20 protein-coding genes are annotated in these 22051 nt (G+C 47.0%); 6 read left to right on the top strand and 14 right to left on the bottom strand.

What is annotated here, in order from left to right; genetic code table 11:
- Window positions 1–342 precede the first annotated feature (342 nt).
- Both R8269_RS16290 and R8269_RS16285 read left to right on the top strand, forming a co-directional pair.
- Window positions 343–1260, top strand: a complete 918-nt coding sequence (locus R8269_RS16290; protein ID WP_005376731.1) for a leukocidin family pore-forming toxin — start codon at window positions 343–345, stop codon at window positions 1258–1260.
- 75 nt (window positions 1261–1335) lie between these two features.
- Window positions 1336–2019, top strand: coding sequence for a topoisomerase I (locus R8269_RS16285; RefSeq protein WP_213872655.1), 684 nt, complete (start codon window positions 1336–1338; stop codon window positions 2017–2019).
- 65 nt (window positions 2020–2084) lie between these two features.
- Here R8269_RS16285 and R8269_RS16280 read toward each other — a convergent pair whose 3' ends face one another.
- The 14 genes from R8269_RS16280 to R8269_RS16215 all read right to left on the bottom strand — a co-directional run bounded on the left by R8269_RS16280 (window position 2085) and on the right by R8269_RS16215 (window position 16170).
- A complete protein-coding gene (locus R8269_RS16280) occupies window positions 2085–2789 on the bottom strand; it encodes an ABC transporter ATP-binding protein (RefSeq protein WP_025767247.1) in 705 nt (234 codons plus the stop codon).
- Between the two features lie 22 nt (window positions 2790–2811).
- Window positions 2812–4095 (bottom strand): ABC transporter permease, encoded by a 1284-nt coding sequence (locus R8269_RS16275; RefSeq protein ID WP_215810334.1) that lies wholly within the window; start codon window positions 4093–4095, stop codon window positions 2812–2814.
- Between the two features lie 2 nt (window positions 4096–4097).
- The gene (locus R8269_RS16270; protein ID WP_215810321.1) at window positions 4098–5312 is read right to left on the bottom strand and encodes an ABC transporter permease; all 1215 of its coding nucleotides are present in this window, start codon (window positions 5310–5312) and stop codon (window positions 4098–4100) included.
- A complete protein-coding gene (locus R8269_RS16265) occupies window positions 5309–6580 on the bottom strand; it encodes a TolC family protein (RefSeq protein ID WP_215810320.1) in 1272 nt (423 codons plus the stop codon). The genes R8269_RS16270 and R8269_RS16265 overlap by 4 nt, the downstream gene beginning before the upstream one ends.
- Window positions 6573–7706 (bottom strand): efflux RND transporter periplasmic adaptor subunit, encoded by a 1134-nt coding sequence (locus R8269_RS16260; protein WP_005385784.1) that lies wholly within the window; start codon window positions 7704–7706, stop codon window positions 6573–6575. Before R8269_RS16260 ends, R8269_RS16265 begins: the two co-directional genes overlap by 8 nt.
- Before the next feature lie 222 nt (window positions 7707–7928).
- A complete protein-coding gene (locus R8269_RS16255; RefSeq protein ID WP_213892487.1) occupies window positions 7929–8495 on the bottom strand; it encodes a GNAT family N-acetyltransferase in 567 nt (188 codons plus the stop codon).
- Window positions 8496–8498: 3 nt separating this feature from the next.
- A complete protein-coding gene (locus R8269_RS16250; RefSeq protein ID WP_053349639.1) occupies window positions 8499–8924 on the bottom strand; it encodes a GNAT family N-acetyltransferase in 426 nt (141 codons plus the stop codon).
- Window positions 8925–8943: 19 nt separating this feature from the next.
- Entirely contained in the window at window positions 8944–9699 is a 756-nt protein-coding gene (locus R8269_RS16245) for a class I SAM-dependent methyltransferase (RefSeq protein WP_054866271.1), read from the bottom strand.
- 25 nt (window positions 9700–9724) lie between these two features.
- A complete protein-coding gene (locus tag R8269_RS16240; RefSeq protein WP_213892489.1) occupies window positions 9725–10357 on the bottom strand; it encodes a class I SAM-dependent DNA methyltransferase in 633 nt (210 codons plus the stop codon).
- 160 nt (window positions 10358–10517) lie between these two features.
- Window positions 10518–11033 (bottom strand): protein disulfide oxidoreductase, encoded by a 516-nt coding sequence (locus tag R8269_RS16235; RefSeq protein ID WP_213892491.1) that lies wholly within the window; start codon window positions 11031–11033, stop codon window positions 10518–10520.
- On the bottom strand, window positions 11030–13141 hold the full coding sequence (locus tag R8269_RS16230; RefSeq protein ID WP_206970732.1) for a protein-disulfide reductase DsbD family protein: 2112 nt from the start codon (window positions 13139–13141) through the stop codon (window positions 11030–11032). Before R8269_RS16230 ends, R8269_RS16235 begins: the two co-directional genes overlap by 4 nt.
- A 64-nt stretch (window positions 13142–13205) precedes the next feature.
- A complete protein-coding gene (locus R8269_RS16225) occupies window positions 13206–13604 on the bottom strand; it encodes a hypothetical protein (RefSeq protein ID WP_206970733.1) in 399 nt (132 codons plus the stop codon).
- A 102-nt stretch (window positions 13605–13706) separates the two neighbouring features.
- Window positions 13707–14309, bottom strand: coding sequence for a response regulator transcription factor (locus tag R8269_RS16220; protein ID WP_213892493.1), 603 nt, complete (start codon window positions 14307–14309; stop codon window positions 13707–13709).
- A 25-nt stretch (window positions 14310–14334) separates the two neighbouring features.
- On the bottom strand, window positions 14335–16170 hold the full coding sequence (locus R8269_RS16215) for a sensor histidine kinase (RefSeq protein WP_225473350.1): 1836 nt from the start codon (window positions 16168–16170) through the stop codon (window positions 14335–14337).
- Between the two features lie 180 nt (window positions 16171–16350).
- On the opposite strand from R8269_RS16215, the gene dsrO reads away from it, so the two are divergent.
- From dsrO to R8269_RS16195, 4 genes are all read left to right on the top strand, one after another.
- Window positions 16351–17118: a sulfate reduction electron transfer complex DsrMKJOP subunit DsrO gene (gene dsrO / locus R8269_RS16210; RefSeq protein ID WP_191116004.1), complete on the top strand. Its 768-nt coding sequence runs from the start codon at window positions 16351–16353 to the stop codon at window positions 17116–17118.
- Complete coding sequence (nrfD, locus tag R8269_RS16205) at window positions 17115–18245, top strand: NrfD/PsrC family molybdoenzyme membrane anchor subunit (protein WP_215810318.1); 1131 nt, start codon at window positions 17115–17117, stop codon at window positions 18243–18245. Before dsrO ends, nrfD begins: the two co-directional genes overlap by 4 nt.
- A gap of 17 nt (window positions 18246–18262) precedes the next feature.
- Window positions 18263–21355 carry a tetrathionate reductase subunit A gene (locus R8269_RS16200; protein ID WP_318222594.1) on the top strand — a complete coding sequence of 1031 codons (3093 nt, stop codon included), beginning with the start codon at window positions 18263–18265 and terminating at the stop codon, window positions 21353–21355.
- Between the two features lie 277 nt (window positions 21356–21632).
- Window positions 21633–22051: c-type cytochrome (locus R8269_RS16195; protein ID WP_412079957.1), on the top strand; the 419-nt coding region annotated here is incomplete at its 3' end.

Genomic DNA, 22051 nt, shown 5'->3' with positions numbered 1-22051 from the left:
GTATAACAAAAACCCTAAAAATAACATGGCTAACATTTATAAAATTCACTTTTATCAATAAAAAAGCTCAATATAACATTAGAAAGTTAAAATTAAGCAATAACTTAAAAAGGCAAGACTTAATAACCAAATTCTTATTTATTATAGTTGAGAGGTAAATTTAAAAACTATGAGACATTAATCCCACGAATCTATCCTTTTTCTTTTTTTAATAAAAAACAAGATGCACTATTTCACCGCTCATTTATTGAGCTTGAATTTATAACCTGTCCATAATTATAAAGTGCCCATCAAGATAGTTTAAAACAAAAGTCTTTATGGGCTGACTAATAGGAAACAATAATGGAAAAACAGCATCTTTCCGCGAGTATTATCGCACTCGCTTTACTTGGTTCTTTAGCACCAGCACATGCTGAAGATACATTGAAATCTTACACTTCGACGTTGCTTCAGCTTGATGATGGTGATGCACGCTCGAAAAAAATCCGCTTAATTTATTCTTTAGAAAATGTCTGGAACCAATCTTTGCTACCAAATGGCGCTAAAGAAGCCAAGTTGATCCTAAATGGCGGTTCTGGCTTCGACATGACTAATGTTCCAAACAAAGAACAAATCTATGGTTTTGCCACTGGGGGAGATTACCGTTACACCGTTCCAACGGCTTTTAAGCTGGCACTGAGCTATTTAAATGGCGCCCCTTTACGCCACATGAGCCATGCTCCCGAAAACACCATTGCAACGGCATCTGTCAGTGAGTCTCTAGATTTTAACCTTGGATTTAGTGCTTCTACTTCTCCAAATATTAGTGGGGGAATCTCCTGGAGCAACCGTGTAACGTACGACCAGCCAGAGTTTCAAACGGTTGCCGATTTTAACCAAGCTAACGAAAGCATTAATTGGTTAATTGAAAACAAGACTATCCGCCATAATACGCCAGCTAAAGACTGGTTATTGTATCGTTGGACCAGTTGTGACATGGGTAATTTGATTGATTACAATGAGTTACCTGTCGTTATGCGTTCAGATTTTAAACCACAAGTCGGCGTCGTATATAGAAAAAATGACATTCAAGATGGCCTAGATACATCAGAGGTCAAGCTGGTTGCTGGTTGGCGAAAAACCAATTACTACTTTGGTCGCGACTGGTGTAGCTGGTATACCACTCCAGAAAATACCTGGAAGAAAAATCGTGATAGCAGTCAATGGACAGAGACTAGCCGAGCCGTAACTATCTCTTGGAATGACGATCTCTACCACTAACTTATTAGCCTGCGGCCACGGAATAAATAAGTGGCCGCCGTATTTACTAATGAAATAAACGGTAAGACATGACACATGACAAGTAACAAAAAACTCTTGACTGGATCGGCGCTAGCACTTGGTGCAGTACTCGCCATATTTCTGATTAATTCAAATAACAAGAATGCCCAGACCGAACCTGTTGCAAGCCTTGATGAGCAAATCAAGACAGAAGACGCTGCGACAATAAGTGTAACGCCTCCTGAGAGCGATGCTGCTCAAGAGGTTGTTACCGCTCCAACACCACTAAGTCGCAATGATGATACTTCCGACGTCATTCCAGCTACACCTTGGATATCTGCCCCATTAAATGAACTGAGCAATGAACTGTACGATTTTATTGAAGCTGAACAGGTAAGTTACATCAGTACGACCGACTATCCATTCGACGAGAAAAAGCAAAAACAATTGCGAACATTAGCTAAGCAAGGGGTTCCTATCTTGTTTGACAATACGGAGTCATCCTATTTGGATAGCTACGGTGTCAGCGAAACCAAAGTCGTATCAGAGTATTTTGGTACGGCGTCTGAAGGTGATGTCATCATCGCTACCGGAGTACAGAATGCAGATGGCAGCATTCATTATCTAGTTTTGCCTTTGAAGAGCAAAGATCTCAACGATAACAGTAAATTGATTGAGGACACTAAGCTCGCAATCACTCTACTTAAAGAACAAAAGCATGACTTGATAAAAGAGAGACAAAACGAACATCGCGAATAAAAGTAAAGGGAGATAGCCTCTGTATCGCTATTTCCCTTAAAACTCAGTTCTCAATTAAGAAAAGCTCATTTCTCCCTACTTACCGGCACCCTATCCGAAATCACCTTGCCGTCTTTGATGGTGATGATGCGTTTAGTGCGCTCTGCCAGAGCGTTATCGTGCGTCACGATGATCAGCGTTCTACCTTCGGCGTGGAGTTGGTTGAACAAGGCTTCAATCTCTGCGCCGGATTTTGAATCCAATGCACCCGTTGGTTCATCTGCTAAGATGATTTGCGGATCGTTGACCAAGGCTCTTGCAATCGCGACCCTCTGTTTTTGACCACCAGAAAGCTGGTTTGGTTTATGGTCTAAACGATCCCCTAGCCCGACTTGCTCTAGCAATTTAGCTGCGCGCTGGCGACGTTCTTTGGCTTTGATACCAGAGTAAACCAACGGCAGTGCCACGTTATCAAGCGCCGTCGCGTATTCCAATAAGTTAAAGCTTTGGAAGACAAATCCGATCTTTTGGTTACGAATGCCAGCCAGCTCATTCGCACTTAAACTTGCGACGTTTTGGCCGCCAAGTTGGTACTTGCCATCGGTGGGCTTGTCTAAACAGCCGAGCATGTTCATCAACGTTGATTTGCCTGAACCGGACGGGCCAAGAATCGAAAGAAACTCGCCTTGATTAATGGTTAAGTCAACGCCGTCTAGCGCGCGAACTTCCGCCTCCCCGCTTGAGTAGTATTTACAGATGTTGGTCAGCTCAACAAGCGGCTTGTTCGACATGTTCTTTCCAGAGTTATTGTTGTTATTCACTTTGTAGCGCCTCCAACGGGCTGACTTTTGCGGCTCGGTTTGCAGGTAACCATGCAGATGCCACACCAATGATCACTAAGGTGAGGATGACAATCGCGACAACGACCCACGACAACTCAGGGACAGGTTTACCTAGTTGTTCATAAAAAGCATTGCCCTCTAAAGGAATGGAACTGATGGCAGACACCAGCGCGTACGTAACGGCTAACCCAAACGCCCCCCCCATCATCATTGTCAATAAAGACTGCACTAAATAGTGCATGCGAATAGCCGTTGGTGTTGCACCGACTGCCATGCGCACACCGATATCACGCGTAGATCGCTTTACGGTGGCATACATCACATTGGCGATGCCAACACCAGCAACAGCTAACGTCACGAAGCCGATAATGCCAAGGAAACTCTGCAAACCTATCAGAAACTGCTGCATACTCTTTTGCTTAAGGAACATATCATCGACTTGGACGACCTGTTCATCACTGACACTTGCCCCGTGTTTACGGGCAATCACTTGCCTGATCGTCTTTGCTAAGGCTTCTCGGTCTACATCCGCTTGTGGCTGCACATTGATGCCACCAATTTCACCGTTGACATGAAATCGCTTCCACGTCGCTAACGGCACAAAGCTAGAATAGTTGATAAGATCCCCCAGTTCTATTTGGGAGCTGTTTTTCTCCAATACGCCCACAACAGTGAACTCCTCATTGCCGATTTTTACCTTTTTCCCCACAGGGTTGACTTGCAATGTGACTGTCGCAAACCAACTAAAGTCCTCATTAGGGTTGAATAAGTCGGCTGCCAGTTCATAACCCAGTACAACGACTTTGCGCGTCTCTTTTTGATCGAGTGGGTTTAACCATCGTCCCCCCGCCATCGGCACCAAATTGGTCATGGATTGAAACTCGCTCGTGACCGCTAACGGCTCTTGCCACGAGCTTCTGTCACCAACGGTGATGCGCTCTTTCCACTTCGCCGTTGGCGCAACGCTTTTTACATCGGGTAACGCTCGAACAACCTCTGAATCGTCCATTTTTAGTGTCAGAAACTTACCTTGGTGAAAAGCACCGTGGTCGACGGTGGCCATCCCTCCGGTCAAATAAATCAAGTTGCCGTTACCATTTTGTGCGGTTTTCAATACGCCCTGACGAATACCCTCACCTACCGCCAACATAGCAGCGATACAAAGGGTCGCCCACGCTACTGCTAGAATGGTCAAACCCAGTCTCAGCTTTTCTGCGGCCATTTCTTGGAAAATTTGTCTCATCGGTAACAACATGGCTAAGCCCTCGCACTCAAAGCAATGACTGGCGTGAGACGTGATGCTCGCCTTGCTGGGAAATACGATGCCATCAATGCCAAGATAAGCGTCACAAGTAAAGACCAAGCAATGGAATCTGGCGTGGTCACAGGCAAACCAATCCATTCCGGTAATCCCATGCTGCTTAGGACAGATACCACGGCATACGAAAACATCAGACCTAATGCCGTGCCCACAGCTACCAAAATAAGCCCCTCAAGAATAAACTGACTGAGTATGGATTTTTGAGTCGCCCCGATCGCCAAACGCACACCGATTTCACGCGTGCGCTCAGTGACGGATAAAAACATGATGTTGGCAACACCAAGCGCACCGACCGCCATGGTCATCGCACCGCTCGCTCCGAGAAAAATCTGAATGCCACGCAAAATTCCACTGATGACCGCCGCACCTTCACTAAAATCGGGTACTTCGACCGCATCTTTATCACTTGGGTCAAAATGAAGCTGCTTGGCGAAAAAGTTCACAATATTTTGTCGAAATGACGATGCATCCATCCCTTCTCTCGGCTTCATCAATACCATCCAAGGTTTCGCATCCCACAAATCGCGGTACGTTGTTTGAGGAATGAAAACCGTGCGGCTATCGCCGAATGAAATGCCAGTGTCCTCACCAACGGTTATCCCAATCACCAAAAACGGAATGCCGTTGACTTTGAGCCTATCCCCGATTTGGATTCCGCCCATTTGCGCAATTTGATCGCCTAACACTGCCACGCGAGTGTGGTTGTCCATATCACTTGGTGACAGGTTTCTCGAACCGGATTGCAGCTTGCGTTGCATTAAAGGAAAGTAAGACGTATCAATACCGCTGACCGTACTCGATAAATTCTGTCCTTTGAGATTGGTGATATTCGCATCCCATTTGGCGTAAACGCTCGACGCCTGTTGCACAAAGCCTGACTGTTTGATCATGTCGACTTTTTCTTGTGGAATATCAATTTGTCGCCTTGAAGGTAACCCTTGCCACGGTTTACTGGTACTCGACGGAAACACCACTTGCACATTGTTGATCATAAATGAAAACGACTGAGTCTGATGGCGATAAAAGCCTTCGCCAAGTGCGATTAACACCACCACAGAGATCACGCCCCAAGCAATCGCGATAATGGCTAGAACGCTCTTCATGCGGTGCGCCATCAACGTTTGCCAAGTTTGTTGCAATAGGCTGCTCATGAATGAAAAGCCCGAGAGATCAACGCCATGGTATCGTCATCGAGTTTCCCTGCGGTTTGCAGTAAGCCGATTCTCTTACGCCAGTAGCTGTACAAGTTGGTTTGCAGACTGTTTTTCGCCTCAAACAAGCTGTTGTGTGCGCTGATAACTTCCGACACTTCAAGCAGGCCAGCGTCGTAAAGTTTCTCTTTGCTTTGCAACACTCTGGCGCGCGACTCAACCAGCTCGTTCGCTATCAAAACTTGATTCCAGTTGATATCGACCTGCGTAAACTGCTGAATAACTCGTTTCTGAATATCAATTTCCACTCTATGCATATCTTGCTTGGCGCTTAAAATGTTCAACGATGCTTCGTCCACTTTCGCTCGCACTGCACCATTGAGGTCAATCGGCAAACTCAAACTAATCCCAGCGTTAAACTCGCCGTTTGAACGATTGTCACCATCGCTGTAGCCCACACTGCCTTTGACGGTCGGGTAGTATCCACCTTTAGCTGAATCTTTCGCGAACTCGCTCGCTTTCACCATCTGCGCCGCCACCAACAGCTCTGGACTGCTGTCTTTCGCCAGTTTTAGCCATTGCTCCTGAGAGTCCACCAGCATCGGCGGCTGAATCAAAGAATCCGTTCGAATTTGGTCGACACTCTCCGGCATTTGATTGATTAACGCCGCAAGCTCTGCTTTTTTCACTTCGAGATCGGCTTTTGCATTGAGGATACTTGCTTGCTCAGAGACTTGATTCGCTCGCATCTCTTCAACATCAACCGACTTCACTTTGCCTGCTCGATAGCGTTTCTCGATGATGTTGAGAAGTTCCTTCCCCTCCTCCAGCTTGGACTGCGCCAATTTGAGGTCGCCCTGTGCGCTTGCCACATCTAGGTAAGCGGTGAGCAACGTCTGCGCAAGCTCGTTATGCGATTGAGATAGCTCTAACTGTGCTTTGAGATAATTGGCATTCGCTTGATCCAGTTCCGACCACAAACTGCTATCCCAAATAGTTTGAGATAAGGTAGCGCCGTAACTGTTGGAATGGCTTGAGGACTCATTCCAATCCGCTGACGCACTGGCACTTAAACCCGGCAATAACGCACTGCGGCTACTCTGTACGCCAACCTCGCCAAGCTGGACGCCGATTTTCGCTTTTTCGTAATTTGGATCGTTCTGCTTTGCTTGTTGCCAAGCTTGTTCAATAGAAATTGCGTAGGTCGGCAAACTGAGCGTGGCAGCCAACAATGCAAAGGCGATTGTTGATCGTTGCAGCTTAACCATGCGCCGCTCCCATCATACTGTTGTCGATAACCTCTTCATCAAGCTCCACGCCGTCAAGCACTTCGACATTGATGCCATCTGACAGACCGAGTTTCACAGGTTGTTTATGAAACCCTTGTTCTGAGCTGTCGGGGATCAGAACATTCGGTGCGTCACCATCAAATTGCAGAGCGCGCTCCGGTAGCGTGAGCACGTTTTCAGAAGTCTTCAGAATGATTTGAGCCGTCGATGAAAAACCAGAACGAAGCAACACATCTTGTGGGATCTTGAGTTCTCCCACTTCAACCTCAAAACCGTTATCAAAACTTTTAGCCGAAGCGTTGCCTTCTGGTGAGTTAAGGTTCTCAGATTGAATCGCCACTTTGGTTAGCACACCAGAAATCGCCACATCAGGATAAGGCGCAACCGTCAACATAACGGGCATTCCCGGAGACAACTGCGCAGCATCATGCTCACTGACGCTACCTTTAAAAATCAGACTGTTCATGTCGGCCAATGACATCATTTCAGTCGCGGCTTGGCTTGATTGAGTCGAGATGATCGGCTCTCCGACCTCAACTTTCTGGTTGAGTACCGTGCCATCAATTGGCGCGTAGATCGTCGACGTTAAACGCGCATCACCGATAGACGCCTCACCACTGCGGATGAGTTCGAGATTCTGGCGCTTTTGCAATACGTCCGCTTGCGCAGATTTGACTGCCGAGCGCGCACTTACGTATTCGTCGTAGTTACTTGGAATAATGTCCTGCTTGACCAAGCTTTCTAAGTTGGACAGTTTTTGTTTGGCGGATTCCAGATCGGCTTCACTACGCATGAGTTCTGCCGATGCATCCGTTAATGCTTGGGGGGTTGGGTTTGGACGCACTTTGATCAGCGGCTGGCCTTGCTTCACCTTTTCACCAACTTTCGCATAAATTTCACCGACGATACCGTCGATTTGTGACTTGATAGACACGGAGTGTGCAGGGACAATTTTACCAACAGCCACCGCTTGTTTTTCAATCGTGCCTTTTTCCACAATCAATGTAGGCAGCAATTCTGGTTGAGCGGCAGATTGGAGATAGAAATACGTACCACCGCCGAGCAGCGCAATGCTCACAGCGGAGACAAGCCAACGTTTCGTCATTATTTATTCCAACAATTATTGGGTAGTCTAATGACTACTCCTAAAACACAAAGTTGAAGGAATAATATCCTGCTTTAATAGCGGTATGGTTGTCACAGTTGGTATGGTTTTGTCAGTCGCCTCTGACAATCAAAGACTAAAAAAATCTCGAGGAATCATTCAGCAAAGGCGCTGTCTACGATGGCTACTGACAAGCTCTGTAACCGCTCGTTTCAACCGCTATCAATTTAATTCTGAACAATGTGCAAAATGGCGCTGTTCGATATCCTCCAATCGCATATCCATACAGTCTTGCGCCTCACGTCCTAGAGCAGGAAAAACTGCATGCGCTTTTAAAATGCCTTGGCTGATAAAGCCGCATTTCTCCAACACACGGATACTCGCGTGGTTGCCAATATGCGGGGCGGTGCGAATGCGCGTTATACCCAAGCTTTGCAGGTAGACAACGCCAAGTTTGCAGGCTTGGGTTGCATAGCCTTTTCCCCGATAGCGAGCAGAAATACCAAAATGGATTTCACTGCTGTCTTGCTCAGGTATCAGCACCAGACAACCAACAGGAGTTTGAGAAGTGAGTTCTTCAATAGCGAAGACTAATAGATTGGGAGACTTTTGATCATATTGAGCACGCCATCTTTCGATAGCTTCAAGGGTTTGATTAACATTTTGGTGGACTTGGCGATTGAGGAAGCGGCATGCTTTCTCATCGCCTAAATAGTTTTCAAACAGGGGAGCAGCGTCTGTTGTTTTGAGGTATCTGATTGCCACTTGTTGAGATTCAACTCTCATCATGATTTAGCTCTGATAAACATTCGGTTTCCAGATTTGCATGAAGTTTTCTACTGGAGCAATAGGAGTGAACCCAAACTGTTCGTACAACCCATGAGCATCGCGGGTTGCAAGCATCATACGGCGTAAGCCTTGTAGTTCTGGATGAGCAACAATTTCTGATATCAACAACTTACTGATGCCTTTACCACGGTGTACCTCCACAACAAACACATCGGCAAGGTACGCAAACGTGGTACGATCGGTAATTAACCGAGCAAAAGCAACGAGTTGATTTTCATCATCCAAAACCGCGAAACAGAACGAATGGCGCAATGACTTCTCAAAGCGTTCTCTTGGAATACCCTTTCCCCAATAACTGTTTGAAATGAACTGGTAGATAACGTCTAAATCCATGTCATCTAACGACATAGTAATTCGAAATCCTTGCATTGTATCCCTCAACATTGATTTATATTTTCTCAGCCACACAGACAAGCGAGTTGGCATTCGCCTCAAATACTTGCGCTGACCAAGATTGGTACTTCTCTATGATTCTGAATCCCGCTTGTTCAAGGAAACCCTCTATGTCTTCTAGCGGACGATATTTTAAATCAATGCTGGAATGCTCAATCGTTCCACTTTCAAAATGGCGCTCTTTGTTCAAATACATGATGGACGTTTGCAAGTCATACTCGGCCTTCATACCGAAATAATTCACTTCACCATAGGTTGGAGAAACATAGGTTTGCCACAGCGCCATCTCATGATCCAATTCTAGATTTTCTGGCGTTGGTAACCGCGTATCGAAAACAAATCGCCCACCTTTTTCGAGGTGTCTTGATATTGAGCTCAGTGCACCTGCTAGCATCTCGTCACTTAAAAAGGCTTGGAATGCATTCCCTGTCATTATGGCTAGGTCAAACTTCTTACCTAACGAAAACTGGGTTGCGTCGAGATGAAGAAAACGCAAGTTACTCCTGCTTTTGGCTTTGTCCTTTGCGTGTTTGAGCATCCCTTCAGAAATATCAATGCCAATGGCTTCGTTGAGTTGCTCAGAGACTGGAATCGTGACAATACCGGAACCACAACAAACATCCAATACACTTCGAGCATTGGTTTCTTCTATTAACCTTGTGATGAAAGCAATGTCGTGATGGTAATGCTGGTCGTATTGAGCATCGTATTCAATTCCAGACCCGAACTCGGTTAAATCTTGTGTTTTCAAAAACAATCCTTGTTTGTTACTTATTTCAGCGGTGTGACTTTTTCAGCTCTAGCATCAAGTATCGACACACATAACCAACACCAGATACGTAACCAATCACGTTTTCTAGTGAAACCACTTCCAACCCCGCTTGCTGACAGAGTTGCTCAACTTCACTTTCGGTATATGCCTTATGCACGACCGATCCACTATAAGTATTTCGAGGCAAATCTTGTCCATCCGGATCGTGGTATTGAAAGCTGATAAAACATCGTCCATTCGCAGTTAGCTTATGCGAAATACACTCCAAAAGTTGTTGAGGCTCTGCTAGAAACTCAGTAAAACCAAGTGCGGTGATAAGGTCGAAGGTTTGCTCAAACAAAGGGGAAAATGGCTCATCGAGGTTATGAACCGCGACGCTGTGATAGAGGTTAGTTTGGCGCGCTTTATTAACCATTTTGGACGAGATGTCTAAGCCATGGATGGCGAGTTCTGGATAGTGACTTTTTACGACATGGCCGATACTGCCAGTCGCACAGGCTAGGTCGAGAACCGAGCCTTGCTCGATGGGAAAGGTTTTTAACTTCTCAGAAATCCAACGTGGACCGACGTAGTGACTGCCATCCACCAACTTTTGATAGCGATCCGACACATCATCATACATTTTTGCTACGTTCATCGTTTCCTCCTGATAACCAGAACGATGCTCGAATGTAACACGCAATAAGCATCTAGACACTTATTGGTTAACTAGTCCTTTATGGAATGTGACCGACTGGTTGTTTAGGACAACAAAAAAATCCGATACTCTATATTTTGAATATCGGATTTTTATTGCGTTATCGAGCTAACCAAATTCTCGTTAATATTCCTATCGGAGTAGTAACGCCAGTTGTGACGGAGGAAATTTCACCATTTCTTAAAACATAAATGGTTGGGGTCACGCTAATTTTCCATTCGCGCATAATATCGCTTGAAGGATCGTTTATGTTTTCGAAACGATATTCTTTTGCCCTCATAAACTGCGCCACACGCTCATTCGGTCCCGACGAGCCAGAAACGCCAACTACGGTGTAGTCATCACTCAGCCAGCTCACGCTTGGGCTTACAAATTTACAAGCGGGACACCAAGTCGCCCAAAAATAAACAACGACAGGTTGTTCATAACTTTGCGCGATTGCATCGAAATATTCACCATCGCTCAATACGGAGCTCAATGGTGGTGCCTCCTGTTTAGGAATATCTTTGGTGCGATACCAATCCATCGCGATGGAAATGACGGTGACAATGAGCACCATCTGTACGATTTGAACGAGCCAATATCGGAATGTTCTACGCTGCTTTGTCGAACTCATTGAATGGATCCTCCACTCGCTTGTTTCACCGCGCTTAAAACAACATCATCAGTCAGAATCACAGGTAACGGGATACCTTGTCGCGCTGCCGGGCCATAGACGATGTTAAACGGCACACCGTAACGCCCATGAGCTCGTAAAAAGTCAGTTACCGAGCCGTCCGGATGTGTCCAATCCCCTTTTAACGTCGCTACATTAGGGCTTTGCAGCAATGAGTAGACAGGATCTTGCCAGAGCACACCGATCTTGTTCGCTTTACACGTGACACACCAATCCGCAGTGACATCCACAAACACCACTCGCCCATTATTGACGTGATCTTCAATCGCCGAGTTAGAAAGCTTCTGCCACGCTAAGTCCTCAGGAAGCGGTGTCGCCCATTGGTCGGCAGTGACACTACCAAGTAACAGGCCACCAGCAATTAAGATAAGCGATGCAGAGCCGGATAGCACGAGTGCTTTATCGCCATGAACACGTTTAACGCGAATCATCAGAACAATAAACGCGACTAAACCGGCGAAAATGACCCAAAACACTGGGAGGTGATTGGCCATCAAAGACAGTAGCCAAACGCTGGTGGCCAACATCATCACACCAAATACGTTTTTGACCACGTTCATCCACTGACCCGGCTTCGGCAATTTAAGCGCAATACTTGGGAAAATTGCCACCATAATCCAAGGCAACGCCATCCCCAACGCTAAGGCGGTGAAAATAGCAAACAGCGTAACCACATCGGCACCCAAGGCAAACGCCACGGCCGTTCCTAGAAAAGGCGCGGAGCAAGGCGTCGCAAGCAATGTGGCAAACATACCTTGAACATAGTGACCAACTAGGGAGTTATCACCTTTCGAGGCCAGCCATGTATTGGTACCCGATGATAGACGGACTTCAAACAGCCCCAGCATATTGGCCCCAAACAAAGTGGTGACCAACACCATCAAACCTAAGAACCAAGGGCTTTGAAATTGCACGCCCCAGCCAATGGCATTACCTGTTAGCTTAAGCACCAAAATAAAATTAGCGAGAATCCAGAACGACGTTAATATACCAAGTGACGAGGCAACAAACTGAGCGCGAATTTGACGACGCTCGATACCTTGAGCGGCAACAATACTACTTAGCTTCATCCCCAAAACCGGAAGAACGCAAGGCATAATGTTAAGAATTAAACCGCCGAGCAACGCGAATAGAAAAACACTCGTTAGAGACGTGCTCGGCAACGGTTCAACTATTGCCTCAGCAGTTGCTTGAGTGGTTTCTTCTGCTAGTAAATTGGTGTCTTTGATGGTCACAAACAGCGACTGACCATCTAACTCCACATCGCCCAGCCAAGTATCAACGATATAGCTCGCGGTGACGATGTTTCCTTCTTGATGCATTCCTTCAAGCTTGAAGCTATAGTCTCGCGTTGCTTCATCGACACCATCCACCAGCACTTGTGGTTGTTGCCAACCCTGACTGTTCTGTAGCTTGATTTGTAGTTTCGATTGGTTCGCATCCCAACTCGCCTGAGTAACATCAATAAACGGCGATGGCTGCGGCACGTTACTCACTGCTTGAGCGTAACTGAACATCACGCCTTCATCGACTGTTAGATCAGAAGGCAAGAACGTCAATTGAATTTGATAGTCGGTCAGCACACAAATCGTCGTACAAGAAGAAAGTGTCAGTACCGCATCAATCGTGACAGGTCTGGACATGTCTTCGACGTGCAGCGTCATGGGGAACAAAGTATCGCCTTTATACCCAAGAGTCTCGATACCTAATAGTTCGAATTTTTGTGGGTGCGGCCATTGCCAATCCACTTTGGATAAATTTTGTGAATTTTGCCAATCAATAGATGGTGCTACGCCGCCCTCACCAGGTGAACGCCAGTAAGTTTTCCAGTCTCCGGTTAACTTGACATCCAAATAACCTGTAAGTGTTTTGGCTTGCGGATCTTGTTGACCAGTGAGCACAAAGCGCGTTTGCACTGGAGGATGTTGTGGGTTGGTTAGCCAACCTGTATCAGTAGTTTGAGCTGAAATACTCAGAGAGAGCAAACTCAAAGCAAGCGTCATAAAAAACATGAACGCAAACTGAGTCAGTTTAGTAATTTGATTCATAGTGATTCCTAGTTAAAAGACAAAGGTGCTAAATAACTGACGCTAGTGGTCAGAAAGCACGCTTTTATTCTCGGAACACACAGAAAGTCAGATGGACTCGATACTTACGGCCTATCGGTTCCGTCCAATGTTGCGCACCAATATAGGCACTGCACAACCAAATTGCCGAAGCAAAAAGACCGACAAACAGAACAACAATAAATACATCGAGTTGATGTTGAGAAAACTGAATTAACTTTTCAGACAATTCGCACTTGCTGGTTTCTTTAGTATCAATCGACTTGACGCTCGAACGCTCATCAGCAAATGAAACCGCGGGCGATTCCGTCTCATATTTCATAGAGCATGACGATGCAAAACCTGAATTTTGCATCAGACACACAACCACCACCCAGCCAATAATCGCTAGTAGCCATTTTGCCCGCTTATGTGGCGTGTGATGTCGTTTAGTCAACAAACTCATAAGAATTCAGATAAAGTAAGAACGAAGAAGATAATACGCGAGTCGTCATAAAGCTCAAGTTGTATCCTCTAAATAGCCTTAAGAGGCTTCACTCGGTAAGCTTTAATCTAGCTTGCCATAAATATATGCCAACTCTGCAACGGTTTTTGCCGAGAACTTCTTCAATAGATTAGCTCGGTGTACTTCAACCGTTCGCATTGCTATGCAAAGTTCGTCAGCAATACGAATGTTGCGCTTTCCTTCAATGATCAAACGTAAAATGTCTTTTTCTCTAGGTGTGAGCGATTCATAAGCCGATTTAGCTACTGCCATATCGAGGTTTGTGGCAGACTGCGCCTGTCCCTGCAAAATAGCTCGTGCCAGTTCATCGCCTTTGACTGGTTTTTGGAAGAAATTGACCGCCCCAGCTTGTAATGCATCGACCGCCATCGGGACATCACCATGCCCTGTCAGATAAATAACGGCCAACGGGCTGTTGGCTTGATTTAAAATTTGGTGCACTTGCTGACCACGAAGGTTGGGCATTCGACTATCAAGGATCACGCATCCGGCCTGATGAATGTTCACTTTATCGAGAAAAGATTGCCCATCAGCAAAAGTCGTCACGTTGAAGTCATGCTCTTCCAACATAAAAGCGAGCGAGTCACGCACCGATTCATCATCATCGACTACAAAAACAGGTAGCTGCTTTTCACCGCTGCTCATTGAGTGCTCCTATGCCTAGTTCAGATTAGTTTTGATATGGAAACACAAGCTCAACCAAACAACCATGTGGTGCTATCGAGCTGATGACAAACTCGCCACCATGCATTTCCATCACATCGCGACAAATGGCTAACCCCAGCCCAAGCCCTTCTTCTTTGCTACTCACAAACGCTTGAGTCGGATTCTCTTGCTGCAACCCTGTACCATTGTCTAACACTCGAATAGAGAGTTGACTGATTTGGTAATCGCAATGCAGGGCAATTTTACCTTGATAACCTGATGAGTGATATTTCTCTTGGAACAAAGTACACGCATCAATCGCGTTGCTGATCACATTAACTAAAACCTGTTGTACGCCAACTGCATCGACAAGTAATGGACGAATGTTCCCTTCTGTACTGGCCACAATAGAAATGTTTTGCTTCTGCATTCGAAAATGGAGTAACTCAATCGTGTCATCAATGAGTACTTGAAGATCGCACGACGTTTTGTCGACACTGCGCTTACGAATCAACGTTCTTAATCGCTGAATAATTGCATCGGCTCTTTCAACTTGGCCCTGTATTTTCTCAAGTACAGGGACAATATCTTCATGAGGGCGCTTTTTGGCCAAGCGAAGTAAACCGCCTTCACTATAGTTGCGAATGGCTGCCAGTGGCTGATTGAGTTCATGAGCAAGACTAGTGCCGATTTCTCCGACAATCGCGACCCTTTGTGAATGTTCTAACTGTTCACTTTTCTCTTTTAATCGTAACGATGTCTGCTCCAACGCTTGCTTACTCTTGCTAAATCGATACTCAAGCCAAAAGTGGTACGCGTTCAACACAATCACAAACATGAACAGCGCCCATGCCCATTCTTGATGACTACGCAGCCAGCGTAGAGCCTCACTCCACCAAGGTTGTTGCAACGGATGGAGATCCAACGCCTGATAAAGTTTGTCGATGCTCAGCAAGCTGACGGGGGACGTCCAACCTGACGCGCCTGCCGCAATAACCGCAGGGTGTTCAGGTGGCATCGCTAACAATACTTGCGCAATCTGTTTGGCGATCTGAGCTGAGCCGCGCTCTGTTTTGGCAAATGACCAGTTAGGATAAAGCGGTGTGGAAACAGCGCATAACGAGCGCTCGTTCGGCTGTTGATTTAAAACTCGGTAATTACTCGGTTGTAAAAGCCCTTCACTTAGCATCTGTTCCAATAAACAAGCAGGGACAACGGCCGCTTCCACATTGCCATCACGTAATTGATACAGGTTGGCATCAATAGGAAAACCAAGATAGCGGACATCAGAAAAGAAATCGTTTGGATTAAGCCCCATTTTGACTATTTGATAGCGCATCGTTAGATAACCACCAAACGCTTTTTCTGATACCGCCGCAACAGGACGTCCTGAGACATCTTGCACCGTTTGATAACTTGAATTGGCTCGAACCACAAGCGCCGAACCAATGCCGTAATTCGAGTTTTGTGGTGCTCTGCTGGTTAGCGTTGCCATCCACGACAGCGCGTATTGCCTGCCCAACCGCACTGCCTGACCTGGGTTGGTTAAGATGAAATCCATGGTCTGAAACTTCACCGCTTCGCCCATTTCATCCAAGTTAAGGGGATGAAGGACAAAATGCACATCGGAAATTTGCTGATTGAGCCAATCAATGGTCGGTTGCCATCTCTGCTCAGCATAAAGATGGCCGCGTATCGCTAACACGCCCACTTCGACTTTTTGCTTGGCCTGTGGCTGCTCTGCTTTTTGCTCTTGCATTCCTTGCAGATCTGCTTGTTCAGAAACTGCGCCCTGAGCCAAAGATGCAAAGGCAACTAAGCAAAGAACCCAAAACTGAAGCAACCGTGGCGTTTTGTTCATGATGAGTAGAATCGTTCCTTCGAAAGTAATGGAGCAAGAATAACAGCTACCCTTGGTAAACCACATTTGTTTTAGATCAAGTTTGATCTGGGTATGTGGAAATCCACAATATAAGCCTCGCAGTGCATTTCTCACAATGGAATCAGTCAATTCAAATACAACAAAAAAAGCAGGTGAGTTATGGATTCCACCAAACGTCGCTTTCTCAGCGCGGTCACAGCCGGAGCCGCGTTAATTCCAGTCGCTGGCATTGGCACGGCAACTGCGGGAAACATTATTCGAAATAACCAGTCCGCTGACCGAAAAGGACAAGTCGGGAAGCGTTATGCCATGGTGATAGATTTGCGTAAATGTGTCGGATGCCAGGCTTGCACTGTGGGTTGCAGCATCGAGAACCAAGCGCCAATCGGTCAGTTCCGAACCACCGTAAAGCAATACGAAGTTACGTTAGATGATGGCTCTACAGCCACGCGAGAAGCAAAAGCCTTTATGCTACCGCGCCTGTGTAACCACTGCGACAACCCACCTTGCGTGGCAGTGTGTCCGGTTCAAGCAACCTTTCAGCGCAAAGATGGCATTGTCATGGTGGATAACAGCCGCTGCGTCGCCTGCGCGTACTGCGTACAAGCTTGCCCTTACGATGCTCGCTTTATCAATGAAGACACCCTCACCGCAGATAAATGTACCTTCTGTGCTCACCGTCTAGAACAAGGTCTATTGCCTGCCTGCGTGGAAACCTGTGTTGGCGGTGCACGTGTAATTGGTGATTTGAATGATCCATCAAGCGAAGTCCGCCGCTTAATTGCGAAGCACCAAGACGACATCAAAGTGCTAAAACCCAACGAAGAGACCAAGCCACACGTGTTTTACATCGGCATGGATGAACGCTTTACCAGCCATATCGACGGGCAGCCAGCTATTTACGACCCACAAGGAGAGCACGCATGAACATCACCGAAGTGTTAGTCCAACCTCAAGCGATGGCTTGGCTCCCGTGGGCGGTACAGTATTTCTTCTACATCGGTTCGGCTTATGCGGCTGCTATTTTATTCCTAATCGCCCTATTATTTGAAAAACACACCAGCCACAGACTGCGCGCTGCGCTTGTGCTGACGCTGGCCATCGGCGCCATCGTGGGACCATTAGCGTTAACTGGTGATTTACACCAACCGGGACGCGCATGGCATTTTTACGCACACATCACTCCGTGGTCATGGATGTCTCTAGGCTCGCTGTTCCTGCCTGTTTTTTCTACGCTGGCGGTTGCGACAGCATGGCTGTATCTGCGTCAGGATCTTATCGCACTGCGAAATCAACCGGGAAAAGTACTACCTCTGTTATCTAAGTTATCGCTCGGTGAGTGGACAATTTCTCACAAAGTGATGCTCACAATATCTGCAATCACCGTGTTATCAGGCTTAACCATCGCCCTTTATACTGGAGCTGAAATTGCAGTCGTTAAATCGCGCTCTTTATGGCACCAACCCGCGTCACCAATTCTTTGGTTTGTCACTGCATTTATGGGCGCTGTCGGATTTTCTCTGCTGATTTGGTTACTGCTGCCTAGTCAGTCAAAGACGCTGACATCTGGCGATACTAATTTACTGAAAAAATCAGTGGTTACCAGCGGTGTATTAACGCTGATACTGCTACCGATTTGGGCATCCAACAATTCCGCATTTTCGCTCTATTCTAGCGAACAATGGATGCACAACATTGCCCTGCTCACTTTTGTCGTTTTAGGTTGTGTTTTGCTCGCTTTCATCTTCTTGCGCGATACCCAAAAGTCCACATCAGCCAGATTTCGTCACGTCATAGGGCTCGGTTTTGTGTCTGCTGCCGCACTGGCAAGTGCATGGCTGATTCGCTGGTTCACCATCATGGAAGTGCAAACCATCGCCAAGTTCGATGCAGGGCTGTATCCATACCAACTCACTATGGATGGAAATGGCTGGATAGGCATTATCGGCATGCTCGGATTATGGCTTGCTCTGGCACTGCTCGGCTCAGAGCTGGTTCAGCCAAAACAAGATATCGAAGCAAACGCATCATCACTCACCTTAACTGAACGCTAATCAAAGAGGATTTCATTATGGATAACAAACGCCGTCAGTTTTTGAAATCAGGCCTTGCAGTCGGTGGGCTTGGCGCATTTGCTGCAGGTTACGCCACCACAACCAAGCACATGGTAGAAGGTGCGCTGGAAGGCACTGCTGGGCAAAAGACCCGCGATATTCACCACGGCAATTCCCTCGAACCAGAATACGCCGTCAATAACCAAGGTAATCTGATCCCAAATCCAAACCAGCGTGTTGCACCATCGATGTGTTTTGGTTGCTGGTCACTGTGCGGATTGCGTGTACGCATTGATAACCGCAATGACGAGATCTTGCGTATCAGTGGCAACCCATATCACCCGCTGTCTCATCAGCAACACATTCCTTTCGAAACGCCAGTCAAAGATGCTTATTTGAGCTTGGCAGGAGAAGCGGGCCTTGACGGCCGTTCGACCGCCTGTGCAAGAGGAAACGGGATGCTAGAAATTCGCAACAGCCCGTACCGCATTACTCAGCCGCTGAAACGAGTTGGCAAACGCGGCGAAGGAAAATGGATTCCGATCAGCTACGAGCAATTGATAAAAGAAGTCGTTGAAGGTGGTGATTTATTTGGTGAAGGCCATGTTGATGGCTTACGCGATATTCGCGATTTAACAACGCCCGTTGATCCTGAAAACCCAGAATATGGACCGAAAGCCAACCAATTGTTAATGACCAACGCAGGTAACGAAGGCCGAGACGACATATTCAAACGCTTCGCGTTCAACAGCTATGGTACGCGTAACTTTGGGCATCATGGCTCTTACTGCGGCTATGCATTTCGTGCTGGCAGCGGCGCATTTATGAACGATTTAGATAAGAACGCACACTTAAAGCCAGACTTTGATAATGCGGAATACATCATCTTCATCGGTATGTCGCCAGCTCAAGCGGGTAACCCTTTTAAGCGTCAGGCGCGCCAACTCGCCAATGCGCGAACAGAAGGCAGCTTGGAATACACCATCATCACACCAAGTTTGCTGGCGGGTTCATCGAGCTTGGCAGCAGGTGACAATAACCGCTGGATACCAATCAAACCGGGCACCGACTCTGCCCTCGTGCTTGGCATGATCCAATGGATCATCGAAAACCAACGCTACAACAAAACCTTCTTGGCGCAGCCGGGGGCAAACGCGATGAAACGAGCCGGCACCGCGCACTGGTGTAATGCTACGCATCTCGTGATAAGCGATAATCAGCACCCGAGAAACGGCACGTTTTTACGCGCGTCCGACTTGAATCTGCCATTCGAGGGCGAAGTGTTGTCTGACTCCGACCCGTACGTCATCGTGGATGAGCAAAGCGGCGAATTTGGTGTTCATACCCAAGCTGAGGAAGCGGCACTGTTTGTCGATAAAACGGTTTCGCTTGCATCGGGCGAAGTGCGCGTAAAATCGTCTCTACAAAGACTCAAAGAAGAGGCGTTCAAATACAGTCTTGAGTTCTACAGCCAACAATGTGAAATCCCTGTCGAACAAGTTGTTGAACTAGCAAAGCGCTTCACCAGTCACGGAACAAAAGCGGTGGTCGATACCCACGGTGGCAACATGCACACCAATGGGTTCTATAACTCGTTTACCATCATGATGCTCAATGCGTTGATTGGTAACATAAATATGAAAGGCGGCGCGATGGCCAAAGCGGGTGGCTACCCAACTTCCGCTGCGGGTCCTCGTTACGACTTCACCAAATTTGCTGGCAAAGTCGGCCCGAAAGGCGTCTTTTTGTCGCGCAGTAAATTCCCCTACCACAAAACCAGCGAATACAAACGTCGCGTTGAGGCAGGTGAATCACCTTACCCAACTCGCGCCCCTTGGTATCCGTTTGCCGCGCCACTGCTGACAGAGCACCTATCTGCGGCTATTGATGGGTATCCATACCGCGTTAAAGCGTGGATCAACCACATGGCGAACCCGATGTATGGTGTACCCGGATTGAAAACGCTGCTGGAAGACAAGCTTAAAGATCCAAAACAACTCGGTTTGATTGTGTCTGTTGATGCGTTCATTAACGAAACCACCGCGTTGTCGGATTATATTGTACCTGACACGGTCACCTACGAAAGCTGGGGTATGGCAACGCCTTGGCACGACGTTCCGGTGAAAACCGTCACCGCTCGTTGGCCGATTGTGGAAGCGCGAACAGAGAAAACCGCCGATGGTCGTTCGATTTGCTTAGAAAACTTTTTGATTGATGTCGCCAAGAAAATGCAACTAGGCGGCTTTGGTGACAACGCGATTCAAGATGCGCAAGGGAATTGGCACGCTCTCCACAGCGCTGAAGATTTCTACTTACGTTCCGCGGCAAACTTGGCTTATGTGAAAGGCGGGGTGCCTGAAGTTTCGGCAGAAGACATTGCGTGGTCCGGCCTAGAGCGTTTAATGCCAGCCATGCAGAAGACGCTGACAGCGGATGAGATGAAACGTGTGGCGTTTATTTTTGCTCGCGGTGGACGTTTTGAAAATGCAACCGAAGCGTATCAAGGTGAGCAAATGAAGCACAAATGGACACGACCTGTCGCGATATGGAATGAACGTGTCGGCAGCGCAAGAAACACCATGACCGGTGATTTCTACACGGGTTGCCCAACATGGCATCCACAAAAACTGGCCGATGGCACATCAATGGAAGACCAGTTCCCAAGCTCAGAATGGCCTTTCAGCCTGACGAACTTTAAATCCAACATTCACAGTGCGGTATCCAATCTATCGCCAAGGTTGAACTCGATTAAAGGCGTAAACCCAGTGTACATCCATCCAATCGATGCCGAGTGCGCAGGCATTAAAACGGGTGATGAGTTTGTTATCGAGACACCATCTGCAAGCACCAAAGCACTTGCGATGATAGTCAGCGGGATTCGCCCTGGCACACTCGGATTTGAACATGGGTTTGGCCATACCGAGCTAGGACAACGCTCGCACTGGATCGGCGATAAGCAACAACCCGTAAAAACGCGCAGCCAAGATGGCGTCAATATTAACGACATTGGCTTAATTGACCCTACTCGAGAAGGCAAAGGCGTGTTGTTGGATTGGGTCGTGGGCGCGGCGGCACGTCAGTCCCTGCCGGCCAAAATCCGCAAAGCGTAACGCCGCACGTTAAGACGTCTCTACCACTTAGAGCTGCCGATTTGTGCAGCTCTTCACCACTTTGTTTTTATCGCTTATAGAACAACCAATAAAAACAAATACGGCCATTTACACTTATTAAATATGTGGAAATCCACAATACCTTTCATTATTGACAAGGCCGACAATATTGTCCAAGTGACTACCAAGTAGCACTTAGACATATTAATAAAAATTAAAGTGAGTCAGCATGTCAAAAATTCTTCCAGTGGTGGTGGCCTGTTTGTTAGCAACCACTATGGGCGCAAGCGCCTCGTCTATTCCGGAAAAAGCCAGCGTATGTAGCGGTTGTCACGGCCAAGATGGCATGGGACAGCCAAATATCGCGCCGATGATCGCTGGTTTAAACGCGAATTATCTCAACACTCAAATCGAACTATTCCTTAGTGGCGAACGCCAAAATGTGGTCATGCAAGGCATGGCGAAGGAACTCAGCGATCCCGCAGACCGTAAGGAAGTTATGGAGTACTTTGCTAACCTCCCGAGCTATGAGTTCACGAATCCAGAACAACGCGGCGACCAAGCTGATATTCGTAACCCGTATCGTAAATTAATTTTCCAAGGCGATTGGGATAGAAATATTCCAGCTTGCGCAACTTGTCATGGAGCCAGCGGTATGGGCGTCGACAAGTTCCCTCGCCTCGCAAGCCAACATGC

The sequence above is a fragment of the Vibrio sp. Vb0667 genome (assembly GCF_033391095.1).
This window is presented reverse-complemented; position numbering and strand designations above follow the sequence as displayed.

Excerpts from the sequence above, each read along its gene's own strand:
- R8269_RS16290 (WP_005376731.1), top strand. The coding sequence starts at position 343 with ATGGAAAAACAGCATCTTTCCGCGAGTATTATCGCACTCGCTTTACTT.
- R8269_RS16285 (WP_213872655.1), top strand. The coding sequence starts at position 1,336 with ATGACAAGTAACAAAAAACTCTTGACTGGATCGGCGCTAGCACTTGGT.
- R8269_RS16280 (WP_025767247.1), bottom strand. The coding sequence starts at position 2,789 with ATGTCGAACAAGCCGCTTGTTGAGCTGACCAACATCTGTAAATACTAC.
- R8269_RS16275 (WP_215810334.1), bottom strand. The coding sequence starts at position 4,095 with ATGTTGTTACCGATGAGACAAATTTTCCAAGAAATGGCCGCAGAAAAG.
- R8269_RS16270 (WP_215810321.1), bottom strand. The coding sequence starts at position 5,312 with ATGAGCAGCCTATTGCAACAAACTTGGCAAACGTTGATGGCGCACCGC.
- R8269_RS16265 (WP_215810320.1), bottom strand. The coding sequence starts at position 6,580 with ATGGTTAAGCTGCAACGATCAACAATCGCCTTTGCATTGTTGGCTGCC.
- R8269_RS16260 (WP_005385784.1), bottom strand. The coding sequence starts at position 7,706 with ATGACGAAACGTTGGCTTGTCTCCGCTGTGAGCATTGCGCTGCTCGGC.
- R8269_RS16255 (WP_213892487.1), bottom strand. The coding sequence starts at position 8,495 with ATGATGAGAGTTGAATCTCAACAAGTGGCAATCAGATACCTCAAAACA.
- R8269_RS16250 (WP_053349639.1), bottom strand. The coding sequence starts at position 8,924 with ATGCAAGGATTTCGAATTACTATGTCGTTAGATGACATGGATTTAGAC.
- R8269_RS16240 (WP_213892489.1), bottom strand. The coding sequence starts at position 10,357 with ATGAACGTAGCAAAAATGTATGATGATGTGTCGGATCGCTATCAAAAG.
- R8269_RS16235 (WP_213892491.1), bottom strand. The coding sequence starts at position 11,033 with ATGAGTTCGACAAAGCAGCGTAGAACATTCCGATATTGGCTCGTTCAA.
- R8269_RS16230 (WP_206970732.1), bottom strand. The coding sequence starts at position 13,141 with ATGAATCAAATTACTAAACTGACTCAGTTTGCGTTCATGTTTTTTATG.
- R8269_RS16225 (WP_206970733.1), bottom strand. The coding sequence starts at position 13,604 with ATGAGTTTGTTGACTAAACGACATCACACGCCACATAAGCGGGCAAAA.
- R8269_RS16220 (WP_213892493.1), bottom strand. The coding sequence starts at position 14,309 with ATGAGCAGCGGTGAAAAGCAGCTACCTGTTTTTGTAGTCGATGATGAT.
- R8269_RS16215 (WP_225473350.1), bottom strand. The coding sequence starts at position 16,170 with ATGAACAAAACGCCACGGTTGCTTCAGTTTTGGGTTCTTTGCTTAGTT.
- dsrO (WP_191116004.1), top strand. The coding sequence starts at position 16,351 with ATGGATTCCACCAAACGTCGCTTTCTCAGCGCGGTCACAGCCGGAGCC.
- nrfD (WP_215810318.1), top strand. The coding sequence starts at position 17,115 with ATGAACATCACCGAAGTGTTAGTCCAACCTCAAGCGATGGCTTGGCTC.
- R8269_RS16200 (WP_318222594.1), top strand. The coding sequence starts at position 18,263 with ATGGATAACAAACGCCGTCAGTTTTTGAAATCAGGCCTTGCAGTCGGT.